The organism is Nocardia sp. NBC_00508, assembly GCF_036346875.1.
Taxonomy (GTDB): Bacteria; Actinomycetota; Actinomycetes; order Mycobacteriales; family Mycobacteriaceae; genus Nocardia.
This window is the reverse complement of the sequence record NZ_CP107852.1, coordinates 4,826,032-4,841,960: the sequence shown is the minus strand read 5'-3', so window position 1 is coordinate 4,841,960 and position 15,929 is coordinate 4,826,032. Positions and strand designations below refer to the sequence as shown.

The 15,929-nt window shown below is 67.3% G+C and carries 19 protein-coding genes; 6 read left to right on the top strand and 13 right to left on the bottom strand.

Features of this window, described 5'->3' with window-relative positions:
• Nucleotides 1-314 precede the first annotated feature (314 nt).
• Entirely contained in the window at nucleotides 315-650 is a 336-nt protein-coding gene (locus tag OHA40_RS21465) for a hypothetical protein (RefSeq protein WP_330228680.1), read from the top strand.
• 95 nt (nucleotides 651-745) lie between these two features.
• Here the strand turns inward: OHA40_RS21465 and OHA40_RS21460 are convergent, their stop codons facing one another.
• From OHA40_RS21460 to dapE, 6 genes are all read right to left on the bottom strand, one after another.
• Nucleotides 746-1,684, bottom strand: coding sequence for a glucosyl-3-phosphoglycerate synthase (locus tag OHA40_RS21460; RefSeq protein ID WP_330228679.1), 939 nt, complete (start codon nucleotides 1,682-1,684; stop codon nucleotides 746-748).
• The gene (gene folP, locus OHA40_RS21455) at nucleotides 1,681-2,565 is read right to left on the bottom strand and encodes a dihydropteroate synthase (RefSeq protein ID WP_330228678.1); all 885 of its coding nucleotides are present in this window, start codon (nucleotides 2,563-2,565) and stop codon (nucleotides 1,681-1,683) included. The genes OHA40_RS21460 and folP overlap by 4 nt, the downstream gene beginning before the upstream one ends.
• 301 nt (nucleotides 2,566-2,866) lie before the next feature.
• Complete coding sequence (locus tag OHA40_RS21450; protein ID WP_330228677.1) at nucleotides 2,867-4,639, bottom strand: long-chain-acyl-CoA synthetase; 1,773 nt, start codon at nucleotides 4,637-4,639, stop codon at nucleotides 2,867-2,869.
• 17 nt (nucleotides 4,640-4,656) lie between these two features.
• Nucleotides 4,657-5,217, bottom strand: a complete 561-nt coding sequence (locus tag OHA40_RS21445) for a TIGR00730 family Rossman fold protein (RefSeq protein WP_442943781.1) — start codon at nucleotides 5,215-5,217, stop codon at nucleotides 4,657-4,659.
• Nucleotides 5,211-6,020, bottom strand: coding sequence for a TIGR00730 family Rossman fold protein (locus tag OHA40_RS21440; protein WP_330228675.1), 810 nt, complete (start codon nucleotides 6,018-6,020; stop codon nucleotides 5,211-5,213). Before OHA40_RS21440 ends, OHA40_RS21445 begins: the two co-directional genes overlap by 7 nt.
• 114 nt (nucleotides 6,021-6,134) lie before the next feature.
• Entirely contained in the window at nucleotides 6,135-7,247 is a 1,113-nt protein-coding gene (dapE, locus tag OHA40_RS21435; protein WP_330228674.1) for a succinyl-diaminopimelate desuccinylase, read from the bottom strand.
• 189 nt (nucleotides 7,248-7,436) lie between these two features.
• Between dapE and OHA40_RS21430 the strand changes: the two genes are divergently transcribed.
• Both OHA40_RS21430 and dapD read left to right on the top strand, forming a co-directional pair.
• Nucleotides 7,437-7,874, top strand: a complete 438-nt coding sequence (locus tag OHA40_RS21430) for a hypothetical protein (RefSeq protein ID WP_330228673.1) — start codon at nucleotides 7,437-7,439, stop codon at nucleotides 7,872-7,874.
• 58 nt (nucleotides 7,875-7,932) lie between these two features.
• Nucleotides 7,933-8,880 carry a 2,3,4,5-tetrahydropyridine-2,6-dicarboxylate N-succinyltransferase gene (gene dapD / locus OHA40_RS21425; RefSeq protein ID WP_330228672.1) on the top strand — a complete coding sequence of 316 codons (948 nt, stop codon included), beginning with the start codon at nucleotides 7,933-7,935 and terminating at the stop codon, nucleotides 8,878-8,880.
• Between the two features lie 102 nt (nucleotides 8,881-8,982).
• On the opposite strand, the gene OHA40_RS21420 is transcribed toward dapD, so the two are convergent.
• From OHA40_RS21420 to OHA40_RS21400, 5 genes are all read right to left on the bottom strand, one after another.
• Nucleotides 8,983-9,834 carry a hypothetical protein gene (locus OHA40_RS21420; RefSeq protein ID WP_330228671.1) on the bottom strand — a complete coding sequence of 284 codons (852 nt, stop codon included), beginning with the start codon at nucleotides 9,832-9,834 and terminating at the stop codon, nucleotides 8,983-8,985.
• Nucleotides 9,835-9,866: 32 nt separating this feature from the next.
• Nucleotides 9,867-10,022 carry a hypothetical protein gene (locus OHA40_RS21415; RefSeq protein WP_330228670.1) on the bottom strand — a complete coding sequence of 52 codons (156 nt, stop codon included), beginning with the start codon at nucleotides 10,020-10,022 and terminating at the stop codon, nucleotides 9,867-9,869.
• 83 nt (nucleotides 10,023-10,105) lie between these two features.
• A complete protein-coding gene (locus OHA40_RS21410) occupies nucleotides 10,106-10,945 on the bottom strand; it encodes a helix-turn-helix domain-containing protein (protein ID WP_330228669.1) in 840 nt (279 codons plus the stop codon).
• Complete coding sequence (locus OHA40_RS21405; protein ID WP_330228668.1) at nucleotides 10,942-11,484, bottom strand: DUF6879 family protein; 543 nt, start codon at nucleotides 11,482-11,484, stop codon at nucleotides 10,942-10,944. Before OHA40_RS21405 ends, OHA40_RS21410 begins: the two co-directional genes overlap by 4 nt.
• Entirely contained in the window at nucleotides 11,465-11,794 is a 330-nt protein-coding gene (locus OHA40_RS21400; RefSeq protein WP_330228667.1) for a hypothetical protein, read from the bottom strand. Before OHA40_RS21400 ends, OHA40_RS21405 begins: the two co-directional genes overlap by 20 nt.
• 266 nt (nucleotides 11,795-12,060) lie before the next feature.
• Between OHA40_RS21400 and OHA40_RS21395 the strand changes: the two genes are divergently transcribed.
• On the top strand, nucleotides 12,061-12,375 hold the full coding sequence (locus OHA40_RS21395; protein ID WP_330228666.1) for a hypothetical protein: 315 nt from the start codon (nucleotides 12,061-12,063) through the stop codon (nucleotides 12,373-12,375).
• Between the two features lie 273 nt (nucleotides 12,376-12,648).
• Nucleotides 12,649-13,041 (top strand): YybH family protein, encoded by a 393-nt coding sequence (locus OHA40_RS21390; RefSeq protein ID WP_330228665.1) that lies wholly within the window; start codon nucleotides 12,649-12,651, stop codon nucleotides 13,039-13,041.
• A gap of 8 nt (nucleotides 13,042-13,049) precedes the next feature.
• Here the strand turns inward: OHA40_RS21390 and OHA40_RS21385 are convergent, their stop codons facing one another.
• Together OHA40_RS21385 and OHA40_RS21380 are read right to left on the bottom strand one after the other, a co-directional pair.
• The gene (locus OHA40_RS21385; protein WP_330228664.1) at nucleotides 13,050-13,442 is read right to left on the bottom strand and encodes a PPOX class F420-dependent oxidoreductase; all 393 of its coding nucleotides are present in this window, start codon (nucleotides 13,440-13,442) and stop codon (nucleotides 13,050-13,052) included.
• Between the two features lie 49 nt (nucleotides 13,443-13,491).
• Complete coding sequence (locus tag OHA40_RS21380) at nucleotides 13,492-14,892, bottom strand: acyl-CoA synthetase (RefSeq protein WP_330234310.1); 1,401 nt, start codon at nucleotides 14,890-14,892, stop codon at nucleotides 13,492-13,494.
• Between the two features lie 150 nt (nucleotides 14,893-15,042).
• On the opposite strand from OHA40_RS21380, the gene OHA40_RS21375 reads away from it, so the two are divergent.
• The gene (locus OHA40_RS21375; protein WP_330228663.1) at nucleotides 15,043-15,894 is read left to right on the top strand and encodes an oxygenase MpaB family protein; all 852 of its coding nucleotides are present in this window, start codon (nucleotides 15,043-15,045) and stop codon (nucleotides 15,892-15,894) included.
• Nucleotides 15,895-15,929: the final 35 nt, after the last annotated feature.

Sequence of the window (15,929 nt, the reverse complement as noted above, 5' to 3'; positions counted from 1 at the left end):
GGGTTCCTGTGCGCGCGATACTCGGGCACTTGATCACCCCTCCCGCCGCGCGGCTCAGTCGCGCCGACACGCGGGTCACCGCCTCCGCCCAGGCCACTCGTCGCCTCTCGAGCGGCGGATTGAAATCCGGTTTGCCGGGCATACCCCCGGCATAGCGGCACACGCAGTGCCGCGCCTCTCTTTCCACTTGCACGACGTGCTCGCTCGGCCCGCATTCTGTTTGCTGAAAATTAGCTGCAAGTAGGTGACGGTGCGTTGTGCTTTCGGCCCCGCCACGCTCTGCCCGGTCCGCCCTACCGAGAGGAGATCGCGCCGTGACCGCCACCCAGATCGCCGTCCTCTGCTCGCTCGCGGGCGCCGCAAGTCTGGTCGCCACCATCGGCCTGCTGCACGGACCGGCGACCCGGCGGCGCCGGGTCGGCGTCGCCGAGCACGGGATCCCGGAGGAGGTCCCGGCCACCCTCCTGCCGACCTGTCCGATCGGCCGACCGCAGCAACTGCCCACCGAGCCGTTGACCGTGGCGGAGGCACACGAACTCATGCAGCGCCACCGGATCTGTGAGCCCTCGGAATGCGTCTACAAGAACGCGGCCTTCCGCACCCTGATCGAAGCCGGGTACATGCGCGACCCGCGGGCGAACGGGTCCTGACCGGACCCGCACGCCTGGACATTTCGGGCGCTACCGCCCAGGCCGCGGGCATGCGGCCACGCCGAATCCGGTACCGCCGAGCAGCTCGCGGACGTTCAGGCCGCCACCCACGCGGGCCGCAGGGTGTTCATCGGCGGGCGATCGGTCAGCGATACCTCGGTGCTGTGCGCGGTGAATTCATCGCCGATCAGCGGGAATTGGGTCAGCGCGGCGCCGGAGTCCTGAACGCCGCTGCGGCCGAGGACCGTGCCGAGGATCTGGCGGCTCATTACCCCTAGATCGGCCAGCGGCCGGTTCCGATGGGTGCGTACGCCCAGGTTGACCTGGCCGATCGCGGACATCCCGAGCCGGTCGTAGGTGTCGAGCAGCAGCCCGATCTCCACGCCGTAGCCCGGTGCGAACGGCACCGAGGCGAGCAGCTCCCTGGTACCCGCGTACTCGCCGCCCAGCGGCTGCAACATCTGGGACAGCTCCGGCCGCAGCGCCGCCAGCAGCGGGCGCGCGACCAATTCGGTGACCCGGCCGCCGCCGTGCGCGTCCACCGCGCCGCCCTGCCGCAGCGGCCTGCGGTAGTAAGCCTTGGCCAGCTGCAGATCATTGACCGTGAGCAGCGGGCCGAGCAGTTTCGGGACGAAGGCCGGGTCCGGATCGATCAGATCGGAATCGACGAAGGCGATCAGATCGCCGCTGGTCACCGCCAGCGAGCGCCACAGCACCTCGCCCTTGCCGGGAACCGGCTCCAGCTCGGGCACCGCCTGCTCGCGGCTGATCACCTCGGCGCCCGCCGCGCGAGCCCGCTCGGCGGTGGCGTCGGTCGAACCGGAATCGAGCACGACCAGCTCGTCGACCAGCGTGCCGAGCAGCGGCCGGATGCTGGCCACCACGTCGGCCACGGTCCGCTCTTCGTTCAGCGCGGGCAGCACCACCGACACGGTGCGCCCGGCCTTGGCGGCGGCGAGCTCGTCCACCGTCCAGTTCGGGGTGTCCCAGGTATTGGTGGTCGCCCAAGCGGGCTCGAAGGATTGGAATGTCATACCAGACCTCGCAAGGTTCGTGCGGGGGGCCGGATGCCCTGGATCGCGGCGATCATGTCCACCACCCGCCGGGTCGCGGCGACTTCGTGAACACGAAAGACTCTGGCGCCGGCCGCCGCCGACCATGCTGTTGCCGCCAATGTGCCCTCCAGCCGCTCGGAAAGACCGACACCTAAAGTCTCTCCGATGAAATCCTTGTTGCTCAGCGCCATCAAGACTGGCCATCCGGTTTTTACAAGAACGTCGACTCCGCGCAACAGTTCGAGCCCGTGATAGGTGTTCTTGCCGAAATCGTGGGTCGGATCGATCAGAATCGAGTCCTTGCGCACGCCCGCCGCGAGCGCGTTCTCGGCGGCGCGCACCACCGTCTCGGTGACCTCGTTCACCACGTCGGCGTAGCGGACCCGGTGCGGCCTGGTGCGCGGCACCGCGCCACCGGTGTGGCTGCACACCACGCCCGCCCCGTTGGCCGCGGCCACGGGCACGAGTTCCGGGTCGGCCCCCGCCCAGGTGTCGTTGATCAGATCCGCGCCCTCCCGCGCGGCGGCCAGCGCCACGTCGGCACGCCACGTGTCGACGCTGATCAGTAGCTCGGGATAGGTCGCGCGGATGGCCGCGACGAACGGCACCACCCGGCGCGTCTCCTCGGCCGCGTCGACCAGATCACCGGGCCCGGCCTTCACGCCGCCGATGTCGACCAGGTCGGCGCCCTCGTCCACCGCCCGCGCGACGGCATCCATGGCCGCCGCGTCGGTGAAGGTGGCGCCACGGTCGTAGAACGAGTCCGGCGTGCGATTCACGATCGCCATCACCAGCGCCCGATCCGTCGCCACCGGCCGCCCGCACAGCGTGGGATGCGGCACCACCATCGAGCTGAACATGCCAACGACTTTAGCGAGCTGTTCCGCCTCTCCCGGCACTCAGACCATACGGTGACGGGGTTGCCCTCAGGTCCTGCGCTGGGTACCGCTGCAGCGCTGGCCGTCGCATCAACAGACGTGGTGGCGATGATCTCGCATTCGCCGCGCCCGTTCCAGTCGGAACGGAGCAACTGATCTCGCACGCACATGGGTAACTCGTCGGGTACGCCCAGAACTGCGGCCGCACCCGACGCAGGACCTGGACGCAATTCCTGCGTCACCCAACTGGTACGGCCTGAAGACCCGGAGAGGCGGAGGAGCGTCAGTTCTTGGGGGCTCGGCCTGCGGCGACGTCGGCCGGGTAGTCACCGTAGGCGGGGACATAGCCCTCGGTGCGTCCGGCGAGGACGTACAGGGTGCTGTCGGAGTTCGGCGTGTAGCCCTGCTTGCGGAGTTCGACCTTGCGGCTTTTGAACGTGGAGGTGTGTTCCAGTTCGGGAACGACACGGACGAACAGAGGAATGGCATATCCGGGGAGCTGTTCGTAGGCCAGCTTCGCCAGCGTGGCACCGTCGAACTCGGCGCCGGAGCACAGCGTCACCGCGGCCATGCCTGCCTTGCCGTCGGTGCGCGGGATGTCCACGCCGTAGACCACGGCCTGGGCGATCGACTCCGCCTTGCTCAGCGCGCCTTCCACCTCGGTGGTCGCCACGTTCTCGCCCTTCCAGCGGAACGTGTCGCCGAGCCGGTCCACGAACGCGATGTGATGCCAGCCCTGGTCACGGACCAGATCGCCGGTGTCGAACCAGACGTCGCCCGGCTCGAAACCGTCGCGCACGAGCTTGGCCTCGGAGGCGGCCTTGTCGGTATAGCCGTCGAACGGGGCGCGGTCGGTCACTTTGGCCAGCAGCAGGCCGGTGTCGCCGGTGCCCACCCGACGCAGCCGTCCGTTCTTGTCCCGCTTGGCCTCTCCGGTCTCGTCGTCGTACTCCACCACGGCGTACGGCAGTGGGCCGAAACCTGCGGTGCGGTCCACGCCGAAGACGTTCGCGAACCCGATATTCGCCTCGCTCGCACCGTAGAACTCCACGATTCGCTGAATGCCGAAGCGGGATCTGAACTCATCCCACAGTTCTGGGCGCAATCCGTTGCCGACGACGAGCCGGACCAAGTGCTGCCTATCGGTTGGTTTGGCGGGCTGATTGACCAGATAGCGGCATAACTCGCCGATGTAGATGAAGGCCGTCGCCTGCTCACGAATGACCTCGTCCCAGAACCGCGACGCGGAGAATCCCCGCCCGAGGGCGAATGCGCCGCCGGAGCCGAGCACCGCCGACAACGCGACGGTGACCGCGTTGTTGTGATAGAGCGGCAGGCAGCAGTACATGGTGTCGTCGCTGCGCAGGCGAATGCCGAGACCGCCGAACCCGGCCATGCACTTTGCCCAGCGCAGATGGGTCATCACGCTGGCCTTCGGCAGGCCCGTGGTGCCGGAGGTGAAGATGAGGAACGCGCGCTCGCGTGCGGTGACCTCGGCGCAACTCGGCGGGTCGGTGTCGTCGGCGCTCTCGGCCGCCCGATGCAGTTCGTCGGCCGACAGGAGGTTGTCGAGTGGCTCGGGCAGCGAGCCGATCGCCTCCGCGCATTCCGCGCCGACCACGTTCAGCACGCTGCCGAGCAAGCCGAAGCTGTGGGCGAGCACCTGATCGCGCTGGTGATGGTTGAGCAAGCCGACGGTGGCGCCGAGTTTCACCGTGGCCAACACGACGAACAGCGTCTCAGGTCGGTTGGTCATCAGCACGCCGACCACGTCACCGCGCCGCACACCGCGCGCCGCGAGCACGCTCGCATACCGGTTCACCTGGGCGTTGGCCGCACCGTAGGTGTAGGTGGCGCCCTCGAACCGCAGGAACGGACGATCCGGATGACGATGGGCATTGCGCTGGAAGTACAGCCCGATCGAGGACTTGGACTCCGGCTTGACCAGCACTTCCCGCGCGTTGCGCAACATGCCCGGAACCACCTCCGAGGCGATGGCGGGCAGATTGCGGGCGATATCGGCCAGCCTCACCGTCGAGCGGGCGTCGGTGCTCACGTCTGCAGTTCTCCTCGTCAAGCGGTACGCGGCGCCTCCAGTGCCGCGAAGGCGGACGGGAGATCGGTTACCACGGTAATCCGGGACAACGCTGTCTGGGGCACGAACTTTCGTTCGTACAACTCGTCTATCCAGGAGAACAAACCGGCGAAGAATCCATTGGGATCCAGCACAATAACGGGCTTCTCATGCTGTCCCAGATAGCCACCGGTCCACGTCTCGAAGAACTCCTCCAAGGTGCCGATGCCGCCGGGCAGGGTGAGGAAGGCGTCGGCGCGGTCCTCCATCACCTGCTTGCGCTGGCGCATGGTGTCGGTGACCACGAGTTCGTCGGCGTCCACGTCCGCGACCTCCCGGTGCACCAAGTGCTTCGGGATGACGCCGATGGTCTTCGCGCCACCGGCACGGGCCGCCGTCGCCACCGCGCCCATCATCGAGACGTGACCGCCGCCGGACACCAATTGCCAACCGCGCCGGGCGATCTCGGTGCCCACCCGGGCGGCGAGCGAGAGGTGATCCGGATCCGTGGTGCTCGCCGAGCAGTAGACGCAGACGGCGAAGGGCTGGTCGTTCACCACTCGTCCTCCGTCCCGATCGCGTCCTCGGCGCCGCCCGCTTCCGCGTTGGCCTGGATGATGCCCACGACCTCCTCCACGCTGTCGGTCACATGCAGCAGACCGAGGTCGCCCGGCGAGATCTTGCCGGAGGCGCCGAGCGAATCCCGCAACCAATCGACCAGACCGGACCAATACCTGCTGCCGAACAGGATGATCGGGAAACGGGTGATCTTGCGGGTCTGCACCAGCGTCAGCGCCTCGAACAGCTCGTCGAGCGTGCCGAAACCGCCGGGCAGGCAGATGAACGCCTGGGAGTACTTCACGAACATCGTCTTGCGGACGAAGAAGTAGCGGAAGTTGATGCCCAGATCGACCCAGTCATTGAGGCCCTGCTCGAACGGCAGCTCGATGCCCAGGCCGATCGAGTAACCGCCCGCCTCGCAGGCGCCGCGGTTGGCCGCCTCCATCACGCCGGGCCCGCCGCCGGTGATCACGGCGAAACCCGCCCTGGCCAGCGCGGCGCCGATCGCCCGGCTCGCCTGGTACTCGGGATGGTCGACCGGCGTACGGGCGGAACCGAAGACGGTCACCGCGCGGGGCACCTCGGCGAGCGCGCCGAATCCCTCGACGAGCTCAGCTTGGATGCGCAGCACGCGCCAGGGGTCGGTGTGTACCCAATCCGTGTCGCCGCGCTGGTCCAGCAGATTCCGGTCTGCGGTGCCGATGCCGTCCTTGCGGTCACGGCGGAACATGATCGGCCCGCGGAACTTCGCTGCCGACCTGGGCTTGGTGGTGACCTCACGGTCCGCGGCGTCGGTGGACATGCGATCCACGCTACCGTCCGGAAACGAGCACACACTTGCTGGACGTGAGAAGTCGTCCGACGTTCAGCCGGGCGCCGCGATGACGAGACGCATCCGCAATCTCCGCTCGTCGCGTCAGATCTCTCCGACCGAAGTGCCGGTCAGGTAGTTGCGCAGCATGGCGGTGACCGCGGTGATCTGGTCCACCGGAACATGCTCGTCGCGCTTGTGCGCGAGGTTGGGGTCGCCGGGACCGAAGTTGACGGCGGGGATGCCGCGAGCGGCGAACCGGGAGACGTCGGTCCAGCCGTACTTGGCGCGCACGCCGCCGCCACCGTGCCGCTGCACCGAGGCGATGAGGTCCTTGGCCGCGGGGGCGGTGAGGCCGGGCAGCGCGCCGGGTGCGGAGTCGGTCACGTCGAAAGAGAGTTCGAGTCCGTCGAAGACCTCGAGGACGTGCTCGACGGCTCGGTCCACGGTGCGGTCGGGGGCGAAGCGGAAGTTGACGTCCACCTCCGCGGCGTCCGGCACCACATTGCCCGCCACCCCGCCCGCGACACGGACCGCGGACAGCCCCTCGCGGTAGACGCAGCCGTCGATGTCGACCTCCCGCGCACGGTAATCGGCCAGCCGCTGCAAGATCGGAGCCAATCGGTGAATCGCGTTGTCGCCCAGCCAGGCTCGCGCCGAATGCGCCCGCACGCCCGAGGTGCGCAGCCGAACCCGCAGCGTGCCTTGGCAACCCGCTTCGATCCAGCCCGCGGACGGTTCGCCGAGCACGGCGAGATCACCGGTGAGCCAGTCGGGCAGCTCGCGCTCGACGTGGCCGAGCCCGTTGAACTCCGCGGCGATCTCCTCGCCGTCGTAGAAGATCAGGGTCAGATCGTGCACCGGATCGGCGACCGTCGCGGCCAGGTGCAGGAACACCGCGTCACCCGATTTCATGTCCACGGTGCCGCAACCGTAGAGCACCCGCTCGCCCGCCGGGTTCACGGCGAACCGGCCCGGCACGTTGTCGGCGATCGGTACGGTGTCCAGGTGTCCGGCCAGGATCACCCGGGTCGGCAACCCGCGATTGGTGCGCGCGAGCACCACGTTCCCGCGCCGCAGCACCTCGAACCCCACCGTCTGCTCCCGCAGCGCCCGCTCCACCACGTCGGCGATAGCGGCTTCCCCTAGCGAAACGCTCGGGATGTCGACAAGCGCGGCGGTCAGCGTGATCGGGTCGGCATGCAGGTCGATGGTCACGCCCTTCACCCTACGACCGCTGACCGGCCGCGCCCGCACACCATGTCTGGAGTGGTCGGGACCAGGTGCCGGTCGGCTGCTCGGCCACCAGTTCCGTGCTCACCTCCTCGACTCACCGCGATACGGGCACCGCGCCCGTCCGCCGTAGTCGGTTGTGCACCGACGCAACCGGTAACTACGGTGTCGGCCGTGTACCAACGGCGCGTACGAAACCGGCTCTCGCCCGGACGGCGCCGGAGTGCCCGTGACGTCGGATACACCGATCCGGTGAGCCTGGACGGATTCGACATCGTCCTCGTCGGTTTCTTCTCCGCGAAGCAGAAGGACTACGCAGAGAGGATGGACGCCGCGGCGCAAGCCGTCGCGGCGCGCGGCGGGCGGGTCGTAGCGCGGTTCGTCCAGCGTCGTGGCGTCTCCTCCGGCGGCGTCGGGCTCATGTCGCGTGAGTACTCGGCCCGGACGCTGCTCAGCGCCGGGAAGGTGCGCGAAGTGACGCAGGCGTGCGCGGATCACTCGGCGGATGCGGTGGTCTTCGTCAATCCGCTCACCGAACGGCAACGTCGTGTGCTGACACGGACATTCGGCCGACCGGCCGTGAGCCTCGCCTCGGCGGGCCGAGTCACGTAAGCGTGCGGCCAGGAGCAGCAGCACACTCGTTCGACGCGGGGCGGTAACCTGTAGTGCCGTGAGCATCCAGGGAGCAGCAGCAGTCGGTATCGCCAACGTGACCGCGGACGGGACCGTGCTGGACACGTGGTACCCGAACCCGCAGCTGGGCGAGTTCTCCGAGACCGGCACCAAGCGGCTGGACGACGCGCCCGCCGAGTACGCGGCGCTGCTCGGCTTCGACGAGGCGCGCGGGGTCGACGTGATCGCGGTGCAGACTACGATCGCCGACCTGTCCGCCGCGCCGGTCGACGCACACGACGTCTACCTGCGCCTGCACCTGCTCTCGCATCGCCTGGTCAAACCGCACGAGGTGAGCCTGGACGGCCAATTCGGCCTGCTGACCAACGTGGTGTGGACCAACCACGGCCCCGCCGCGGTGGAGGGCTTCGAGGCCACCCGCGCCAAGCTGCGGGCCCGCGGTCCGGTCACGGTGTACAGCGTCGACAAGTTCCCGCGCATGGTCGACTACGTGCTGCCCTCCGGCGTCCGCATCGGCGACGCCGACCGGGTCCGCCTCGGCGCGCACCTCGCCTCGGGCACCACCGTCATGCACGAGGGCTTCGTGAACTTCAACGCGGGCACCCTCGGCGCGTCCATGGTCGAGGGCCGCATCTCCGCGGGCGTCGTAGTCGGCGACGGCTCCGACGTCGGCGGCGGCGCGTCCACCATGGGCACGCTCTCCGGCGGCGGCACCACGGTGATCTCCATCGGCGAGCGCTCGCTGCTCGGCGCGAACTCCGGCCTCGGCATCCCACTCGGCAACGACTGCGTCGTAGAGGCGGGCCTCTACCTCACCGCGGGCACCAAGGTCGCCACCCCTGACGGCACCGTGGTCAAGGCGGCCGAACTTGCCGGGCGCGACAACCTCTTGTTCCGCCGCAACTCCACCACCGGCGCGGTCCAGGTCGTCCCCCGCAAGGGCACGGGCATCGAACTCAACGCCGACCTGCACGCGAACGACTGAGCGGTCCCGCGGACGCCGGGAACGGGGACCTGTTCACCAGGTCAGCGTCGCCCGGCAACCGCGCAGTGCGTGGCTGACTGTCCGCTTGCTGGCGCTTGTGTACTACGGCTTCGGGTGGTCCGCGAGGATCTCATCGAGACTGTCGACGGTGACGGCGCGGTCTATCCAGGTGTTGATCTGGTCGAGATCGGTGCACTCGGCAATGCGGCTGGTGGTGGCCTCGGAGAGAGTGAAGCCGCGCGTCCGCAGGATCCGCAACAGCGCAGCAGCCTCGCCGCGAGAGTAGTAACGCCGGGCGAACTCGCTCTTGTATTCGTAGATGCCGGTCGTCATGAGGCTCTCCAAGAAGTGCCGGGCCGCCTTCGGGAGTACGGCCATTACCAGGTCAATGTACATATCGCCGTTGGCCACGTCGACCATGTTCTCGGCGAGAGTGGTCAGGATGGCATCGCGTTCAGGATGGTGTCGATGCGCGATCGCCGACAGAACTGCCAACTCCGGATTGGTGGCGGCAGTCGAGGCATCGGTCACCACCGGGACGTCGGCCGGGCCGAGCGCCACGGGAGCCAGGGCGCATCCCGGCGCAATGAGGATGGGGCGACGGCAGCGGGCTGCCGTGCGCTCGCTCGGGCACATCACCAGCAGCATGGTGGGGCAGCGCAGCCGGGCGCGCAACGTGGTCAGGTAGACCGGCCAGCTCCAGGACTTGTTGCCGTCTGGCCGCAACTGAACTTCGATGATCACCGCAAGGGCGGGGTCGGTCCCGTTGGCCAGGACTACGACGGCGTCTGCTCGGTACTCGGTCGGGTCGATGTCCGGGAAATCGCCGGATTCCAGTCGGGCATGGTCGAATTCGGGTAGTGGGGTGTCCAGCACAAGCGCCAGCAGGTCGGCGGCGAGTCGCGGGCGTTGCCGGAACAGGTCGATGATCACCTCGTGCAGGACGGTGGGCATGCGGGCACAGTACCGATGCAAACCGACAGGATTCAGTGCCGGGACAAGCCCGCAGCGTCGAAGAGTTTCATTGCCCTGTCCCGAATTTCGCGTCGGCGGTCGGCGAGACGGACGATCTGGATGGTCAGCTCAGCTGCCACGGTCTCGACCTGGTCCATGCGCCGGTCGAACACCACAAACAGCGCCATGGGCCCACCGCGAGCCGCGGGTGATCAGCAGAGCTCGCCATGCGGCGGTCTACAGGAACCGATGGAATCCCCAGGGGCTCGTATCAGCCTGGACGACGCGTGCGCCGCTGCAATGCGGCGGTGATCAGTGCGCGTGACGCCTCTCCGCGAATCGCACTGGCACTGAGTGCTTGAAAAGTCTTCTCGTACAGGTCTATTTCGCGTGGCTGGGTAACGGTCAGCTCAGCGGCAACCGTCTCGACTTGGACCATGCGCCTGTCGAAAACCACGAAATTTGTTGTGGGATAACGAAATTTGGCGTCCCTGGGAATGATGCCCAGCACGACGCGAGGGTTGTCCAACTCCAGCAGGGAGGTCAGCTGCTCGACCATAACGTCATCATCGCCAACGGTGGTGTACAGACATTGCTCGGCGAGTAGGAAGCTGAATCGGTGCACTCCCTCCGACAGCACAGCCTTACGTGCCATGCGGGCATCCACGGCGGCGTCCAAATCGTCGGGTCCGTCGACCATAGCGATGCAGGCCCGCAATACCGCTTCGGCGTATCGACGAGTTTGGAGGAGTCCGGGCACCAGTTCCGTTTCGTACCAGCGTTGAAGCCGCGTACCGGCTTCCCATTCGATCGCCTGTTGCTGGCGCCGCGTGTGCCCGTTCGCGAGGATGCGTTTCCACTCGAGGTATGCCGCGTTGATGTTGCGAACAGAGGCGATCAGGTCGGGGATTTGGAGCGTGGAATCGGTCGCGGCACACCAGTCTCGGATGTCATTTTCGGTGGGTGTCTGTCGGCCGTGCTCGATTCTCGAAACCTTGGAAGGATGCCAGCCACAACGGTCGGCGAGTTGCTGACCGTTGAGGATGGCGTTTTTTCGGAGTTCGCGTAGGCGAGTCCCCAGGTTCTCGCGTGCTTCCCGTACTCCACTCACACCTGGGTGTGCTCGCTCCGGATGTAGTCCTCGTGGGGTATCGCCCTGTCCCACAGCTGATCTCGTACCGGACCGTAGACCGATGTGACGAGCGGGTCTTCGGTGACAGCGATCCCGGCCGCGGCACCGTCGGCGTCGTTGACGTTGTAAGCGAGCAATTCGTCATCGAACAGCCACCAGTCGTCCAGCGGCACCGGCAGCGACTCGGCAAGGTGACGCGGCAACCACCGGATATCCTCGTGCAGTCCGAGGTCGCCGTTTGCCGTAGTGGACAGTAGCCAGCGGACGTAGTCGCTGTGCGGGACCGTTACCACCCGTACCCGCTGCACGGCTACGCCGCGTCCGGTCGTCTCGGTCATCAAGGCTCGCCAGGCATGCCAGGTATCCGGTGGTGGTAGCGGTGGTTCGCCTGCCAGGAATCGGCGCAGTGATTCCACCTCGTCATCGACCAGGTAGGAATCCCTTGTCTCGCAATGGAAGGCGCGTCGCTTGGCACGGGTGAACAGTGGTGGGAACGGATCAGTGGTTACCAGTTGCATGAGGAGTCCTCTCTGCCGCTAGGCGCACTTCCACGGCGACCTCATGGTCGGGCAGGTTCAGTTGAGCGAGCGCTTCGGCATCGGTGACACACAGTCCGGACAGCCGGAAGCATCCGCCGCCGGAGTCCGATAGCGGCGTGTCCAGCCATGTACCCGGCTCGAGAAACGACAGTAGACGGTGCGGGATCTCCACCCTGTCGGTGCAGCCGGAGATCTCCCAGCCTTGGACGACGGCGGTGCCGTGATCGGTGGCCCACAGAGTGGGCGAGTTGCCGTTTCCACTGGGGCCGCCCAGCATTCGAAGCTTCATGGTGTTGTCCTGACGCGAGGGCTTGCGTTGCACCATCGATCGTCGCGCCTATGTCCCGTTCAGATCAACGATTCTCGGCTACGACTGCAATCTAGCGCAAGAAACTACCGAACAAGGCTATCGGCTTCCTAGCGTCGTGCCCGGCGACCTGAGGCCGGATGCGTTCAATCGGTCCTCCACTCGAGGGCAGGGCAGACCGGCGGAACACGCGCGCACTACCAGGCCTCGGGACGCCTCCAAAAGGCCCGGCAGGGGAAGGCAACGTGATGGGATTCGACTGGTGGCGGGAAGCCGAGCCGGACGAAACGTCGCCGCAGGCGATCATCGACCGAGTGCAGGCCGAGTGGCGAGCCAAGCGCCAACGTATCCAGGCCGAGGATGCCCGGCCCGCCGACGCCGGGCTATGGCCACAAGGCTGGGCGCACGAAGCACCCGACCTCCCATTCAGCGTGCCCCAAGCGCACGCCACTATGCAGCGACACCGGGAATGCCAGGTACAGGACTGCCCGCGCAAGGCAGCAGCAAGGCAAACGCTGATCGAGGCGGGCCGCATGAAGCCGGACACCTCACGGGAGTACTGAGCCGGATCGAGTCGGTGTTCGAGGAGCGGTAAGCCGAGACCGATGAGCCGTGGCCGCCGGGGCGGCGCGGGTGTGGGCCAGTCAGTAGGAGGCAGTGTCCGTTTCGATGATGTGGTCGCGGTTCGCGCAGCACAGCACAGAGGCGCGGATCTGCGAGCGGTCTCGGCAAGTATCGGAGATCACCGCGAGAGCTCACGTCGGCCGTGTTGACCTAAAGCGGACTCGAGATTCTAGGTTTGCTGTGTTGAGCCGAGCTGAGGTGGAAGAGAGCCGATGATGAACAATGCAGCGTTGCCCCTGCTGGTGCGGTACGAGGACGCTTTCAATGCCAACGATGCCGACTCCATGAATGCGCTGTTCTGGGAGGACAGCACCTTCGTCAATTTCGGCGGCGGTCTGGTAATCGGTCGGGGCGAGCTGCTCGTCAAACAGCGTCTCGTGTTTGCTCCGGGCGGGCCGCTGCACGAGGTCAGCGTTGCGTACCAGCATGAGGTGACCATTGAGCTCACGCCGACGGTTGCGCAGATGGTGGCACGGCAGCGCACCCGAGACAGCGTTGATCCGACGCGCGATCCGATGCATGGCGTGATCATCCTGACCGCCGAGCTCCGCGACGGTGAATGGCGGATCCGCACCGGGCAGAACACGCCCGTGAGCACAGGATAGCTATGCGGTCAGGCGTTGTCGGGGCCCTCACCCGACAAGCCGAAGGCGATGATCCGGTCCGGGTGGATGCGGATCATTTCGCGGGAGACCCCCGCGATGTAGGGGTCGACGTCAGTGAGTGCTTCAGCGGTGCCGCGGATTTCCAGGCAGCGGACGCGCCAGGGTTGCACCGAGGCGATGTCGTCGACGACGAATGCGACGTGGGCGTTCGTGGTGAGGTTGCGGAACTTTCGGGAGGCCCCCATGTTCCAGCCGGCGATGTCGATGGTGCCGAGGTCGGCGTTGTAGTGGAAGCCGACGGGGTTGTTCTGCGGCGTGCCGTCGGGGCGGACGGTCGCCAGGCGGCCGAGGTGCTGGGTGTGCAGGTAGTCGATCTGTTCGGGGGTCAGAGTCGAGGTCATGTGGCGACCGTAGAACCTTGACCTAACTCGAGGTCAACCGATCGACCCCTCAGCTCAGCAATTTCTTCTGCACCTTCCCCATGGCGTTGCGGGGCAGGGCGTCCACCACTCGGATCTCGCGCGGGCGTTTGTGCACTGAAAGTTGTTCCACCACATGATCGATCAGTTCGCGCTCGGGGACCGGGTCGCGCAACACGACGAATGCGGTGATGCGCTGGCCCAGGTCATCGTCGGGGAGGCCCACCACGGCGGCCTCCGCGACGGCGGGGTGGCCGAGCAGCACGGTCTCCACCTCGCCCGCACCCACGCGGTAGCCGCCGGACTTGATCAGGTCCACCGACTCCCGGCCGACGATGCGGTGGAAGCCAGATGGGTCGATCGCCGCCACGTCGCCGGTCCGGAACCAGCCGTCTTCGGTCCAGCTCTCCGCGGTCGCCTCCGGACGGTTGAGGTAGCCGTCGAAGAGCATCGGGCCGAGCATTTGGAGACCGCCGATGCTCTCCCCGTCGTGCGGGACCGGCGCGCCGGACTCGTCCATGAGCCGGGTTCGAACACCACGCACCGGCATGCCGACCCAGCCCGGCCTGCGCTCGCCGTCCGCCCTGGTGGACAGCGTGATCATGGTTTCGCTCATGCCGTAGCGCTCGATGGGCGCGTGCCCGGTCAGCTCACGCAGCCGCTCGAACACCGGAACCGGCAGGGGCGCACTACCGGAGACCAGGAGGCGGGCGTCGGCCAATTGCTTTGCCGCATCGGGGTCGTCGACCACCCGCGACCACACGGTTGGTACGCCGAAATACAGCGAACCGTTGGCCGCCGCGTATGCCTGCGGCGTCGGTTTGCCGGTGTGGATCAGCGGACTGCCCACGCGCAGCGGGCCGAGCACGCCGAGGATCAGCCCGTGCACGTGGAACAGCGGAAGTCCATGTACCAGAACGTCGTTCGCGGTCCACGCCCATGCGTCGGCGAGCGCGTCCAATCCGGCCGCGATGGCGCCCCTGCTGAGCACGACGCCTTTGGGCAGACCCGTGGTCCCCGAGGTGTACAACACGAAAGCCGTTGCGGCGGGATCGGGTTCGGGATAGGTGTGCCACGACCTGGCGTGCCGCCGCACCGGCACAACCGGCAGCTCGGCGCCCTCCGGCGCCTTACCCAGCCACGCCTGCGCGCCCGAATCGGCCAGGATGTGCGCCCGCTCCGCGGTTCCGGAGTCCGGCGGCACCGGCACCACCGCGACGCCCGCGATCAGACAGCCGACCACCGCGAGGACGGTCTCCACGGTCGGTTCGGCCAGCACCGCCACCCGCTCCGCGCGCGCGACGCGTTCGGCCACCGAGGTAGCCGCGCCCAGCAGGTCGCTGCGCGAGAGGGTGGTCCCGTCGATCGTGACGGCGTCGGGGATGTCCGCTCCGCCTGCGACGGCGAGCGGATTCAGAGAACTGAGCAGCAGCGGCGGGGCGAAGGACACTCGACCACGCTACTTCGTCGGCTCTCCGGCGACGCGGCGACATCCGGCCGCATCGGCAGCGCGAATCGTTGACACCCCGCTGACGCGGTGAGAACGTTATTGCATAGCCTTATCAGCACTGCGAGGTCAACGATGACCAGGCCACTTCGCGCGACGCATCGGCCCGAATCGCCGGACTCCTTCGACATCGGGCAGTACATCGACGGCATCGCCGGATTCCTCGGCGGCACCGCGAACGTCATCATGCAGCTGAGCGCGCCGGCGGTCGGCTATGGCGTGGTGGAGAGCACCGTTGATAGCGGGAAGGTCATGCTGCACCCGATCAAAAGGTTGCGCACCACCCTGACTTACCTTTCCGTGGCGATGCTCGGCACCGACGAGGACCGCGCCGTCTACCGAGAGGCGGTCAACGTTTCGCATCGCCCGGTCCACTCGACCGAGTCGAGTCCGGTGCGCTACAACGCCTTCGATCCCGCTCTGCAACTGTGGGTCGCGGCCTGCCTGCACTGGGGCGCGAAGGATCTCTACGAGCGAATGCACGGCCCAATGGACGAGACGACCGCCGATGCCTTCTACCGGCTCGGCGCCCGGTTGGGCACCACGCTCCAAATGCCGGAAGCGATGTGGCCTGGCGACCGGCGTGCCTTCGACGAGTACTGGGCCACGAACCTGGCCGAGACCAGCATCGACCCGACCGTTCGCGCCTATTTCTTCGATCTCGTCGACCTGCGCATGCTGCCGCGACCGGCGCAACTGGCGTTCGGCCGCCTGCACCGCTTCTTCGTCACGGGCCTGCTGCCTCAGCACCTGCGCGATGAAATGGGCCTGAACTGGACCGAGCGCGACGAACGCGCGCTCGGCCGGATCCTGCGCGCCCTCGGCGCCGCTGCTTCCAGACTGCCGGGGCCGGTCCGTGTGTTCCCGCTCAACGCCTATCTGCTGGATATGCGCATCCGGCGGCGGCTCGGCCTGCGCCTGGTCTGAGGCGACCGGACCGGATCCGCCGTTTCATTCCGGCA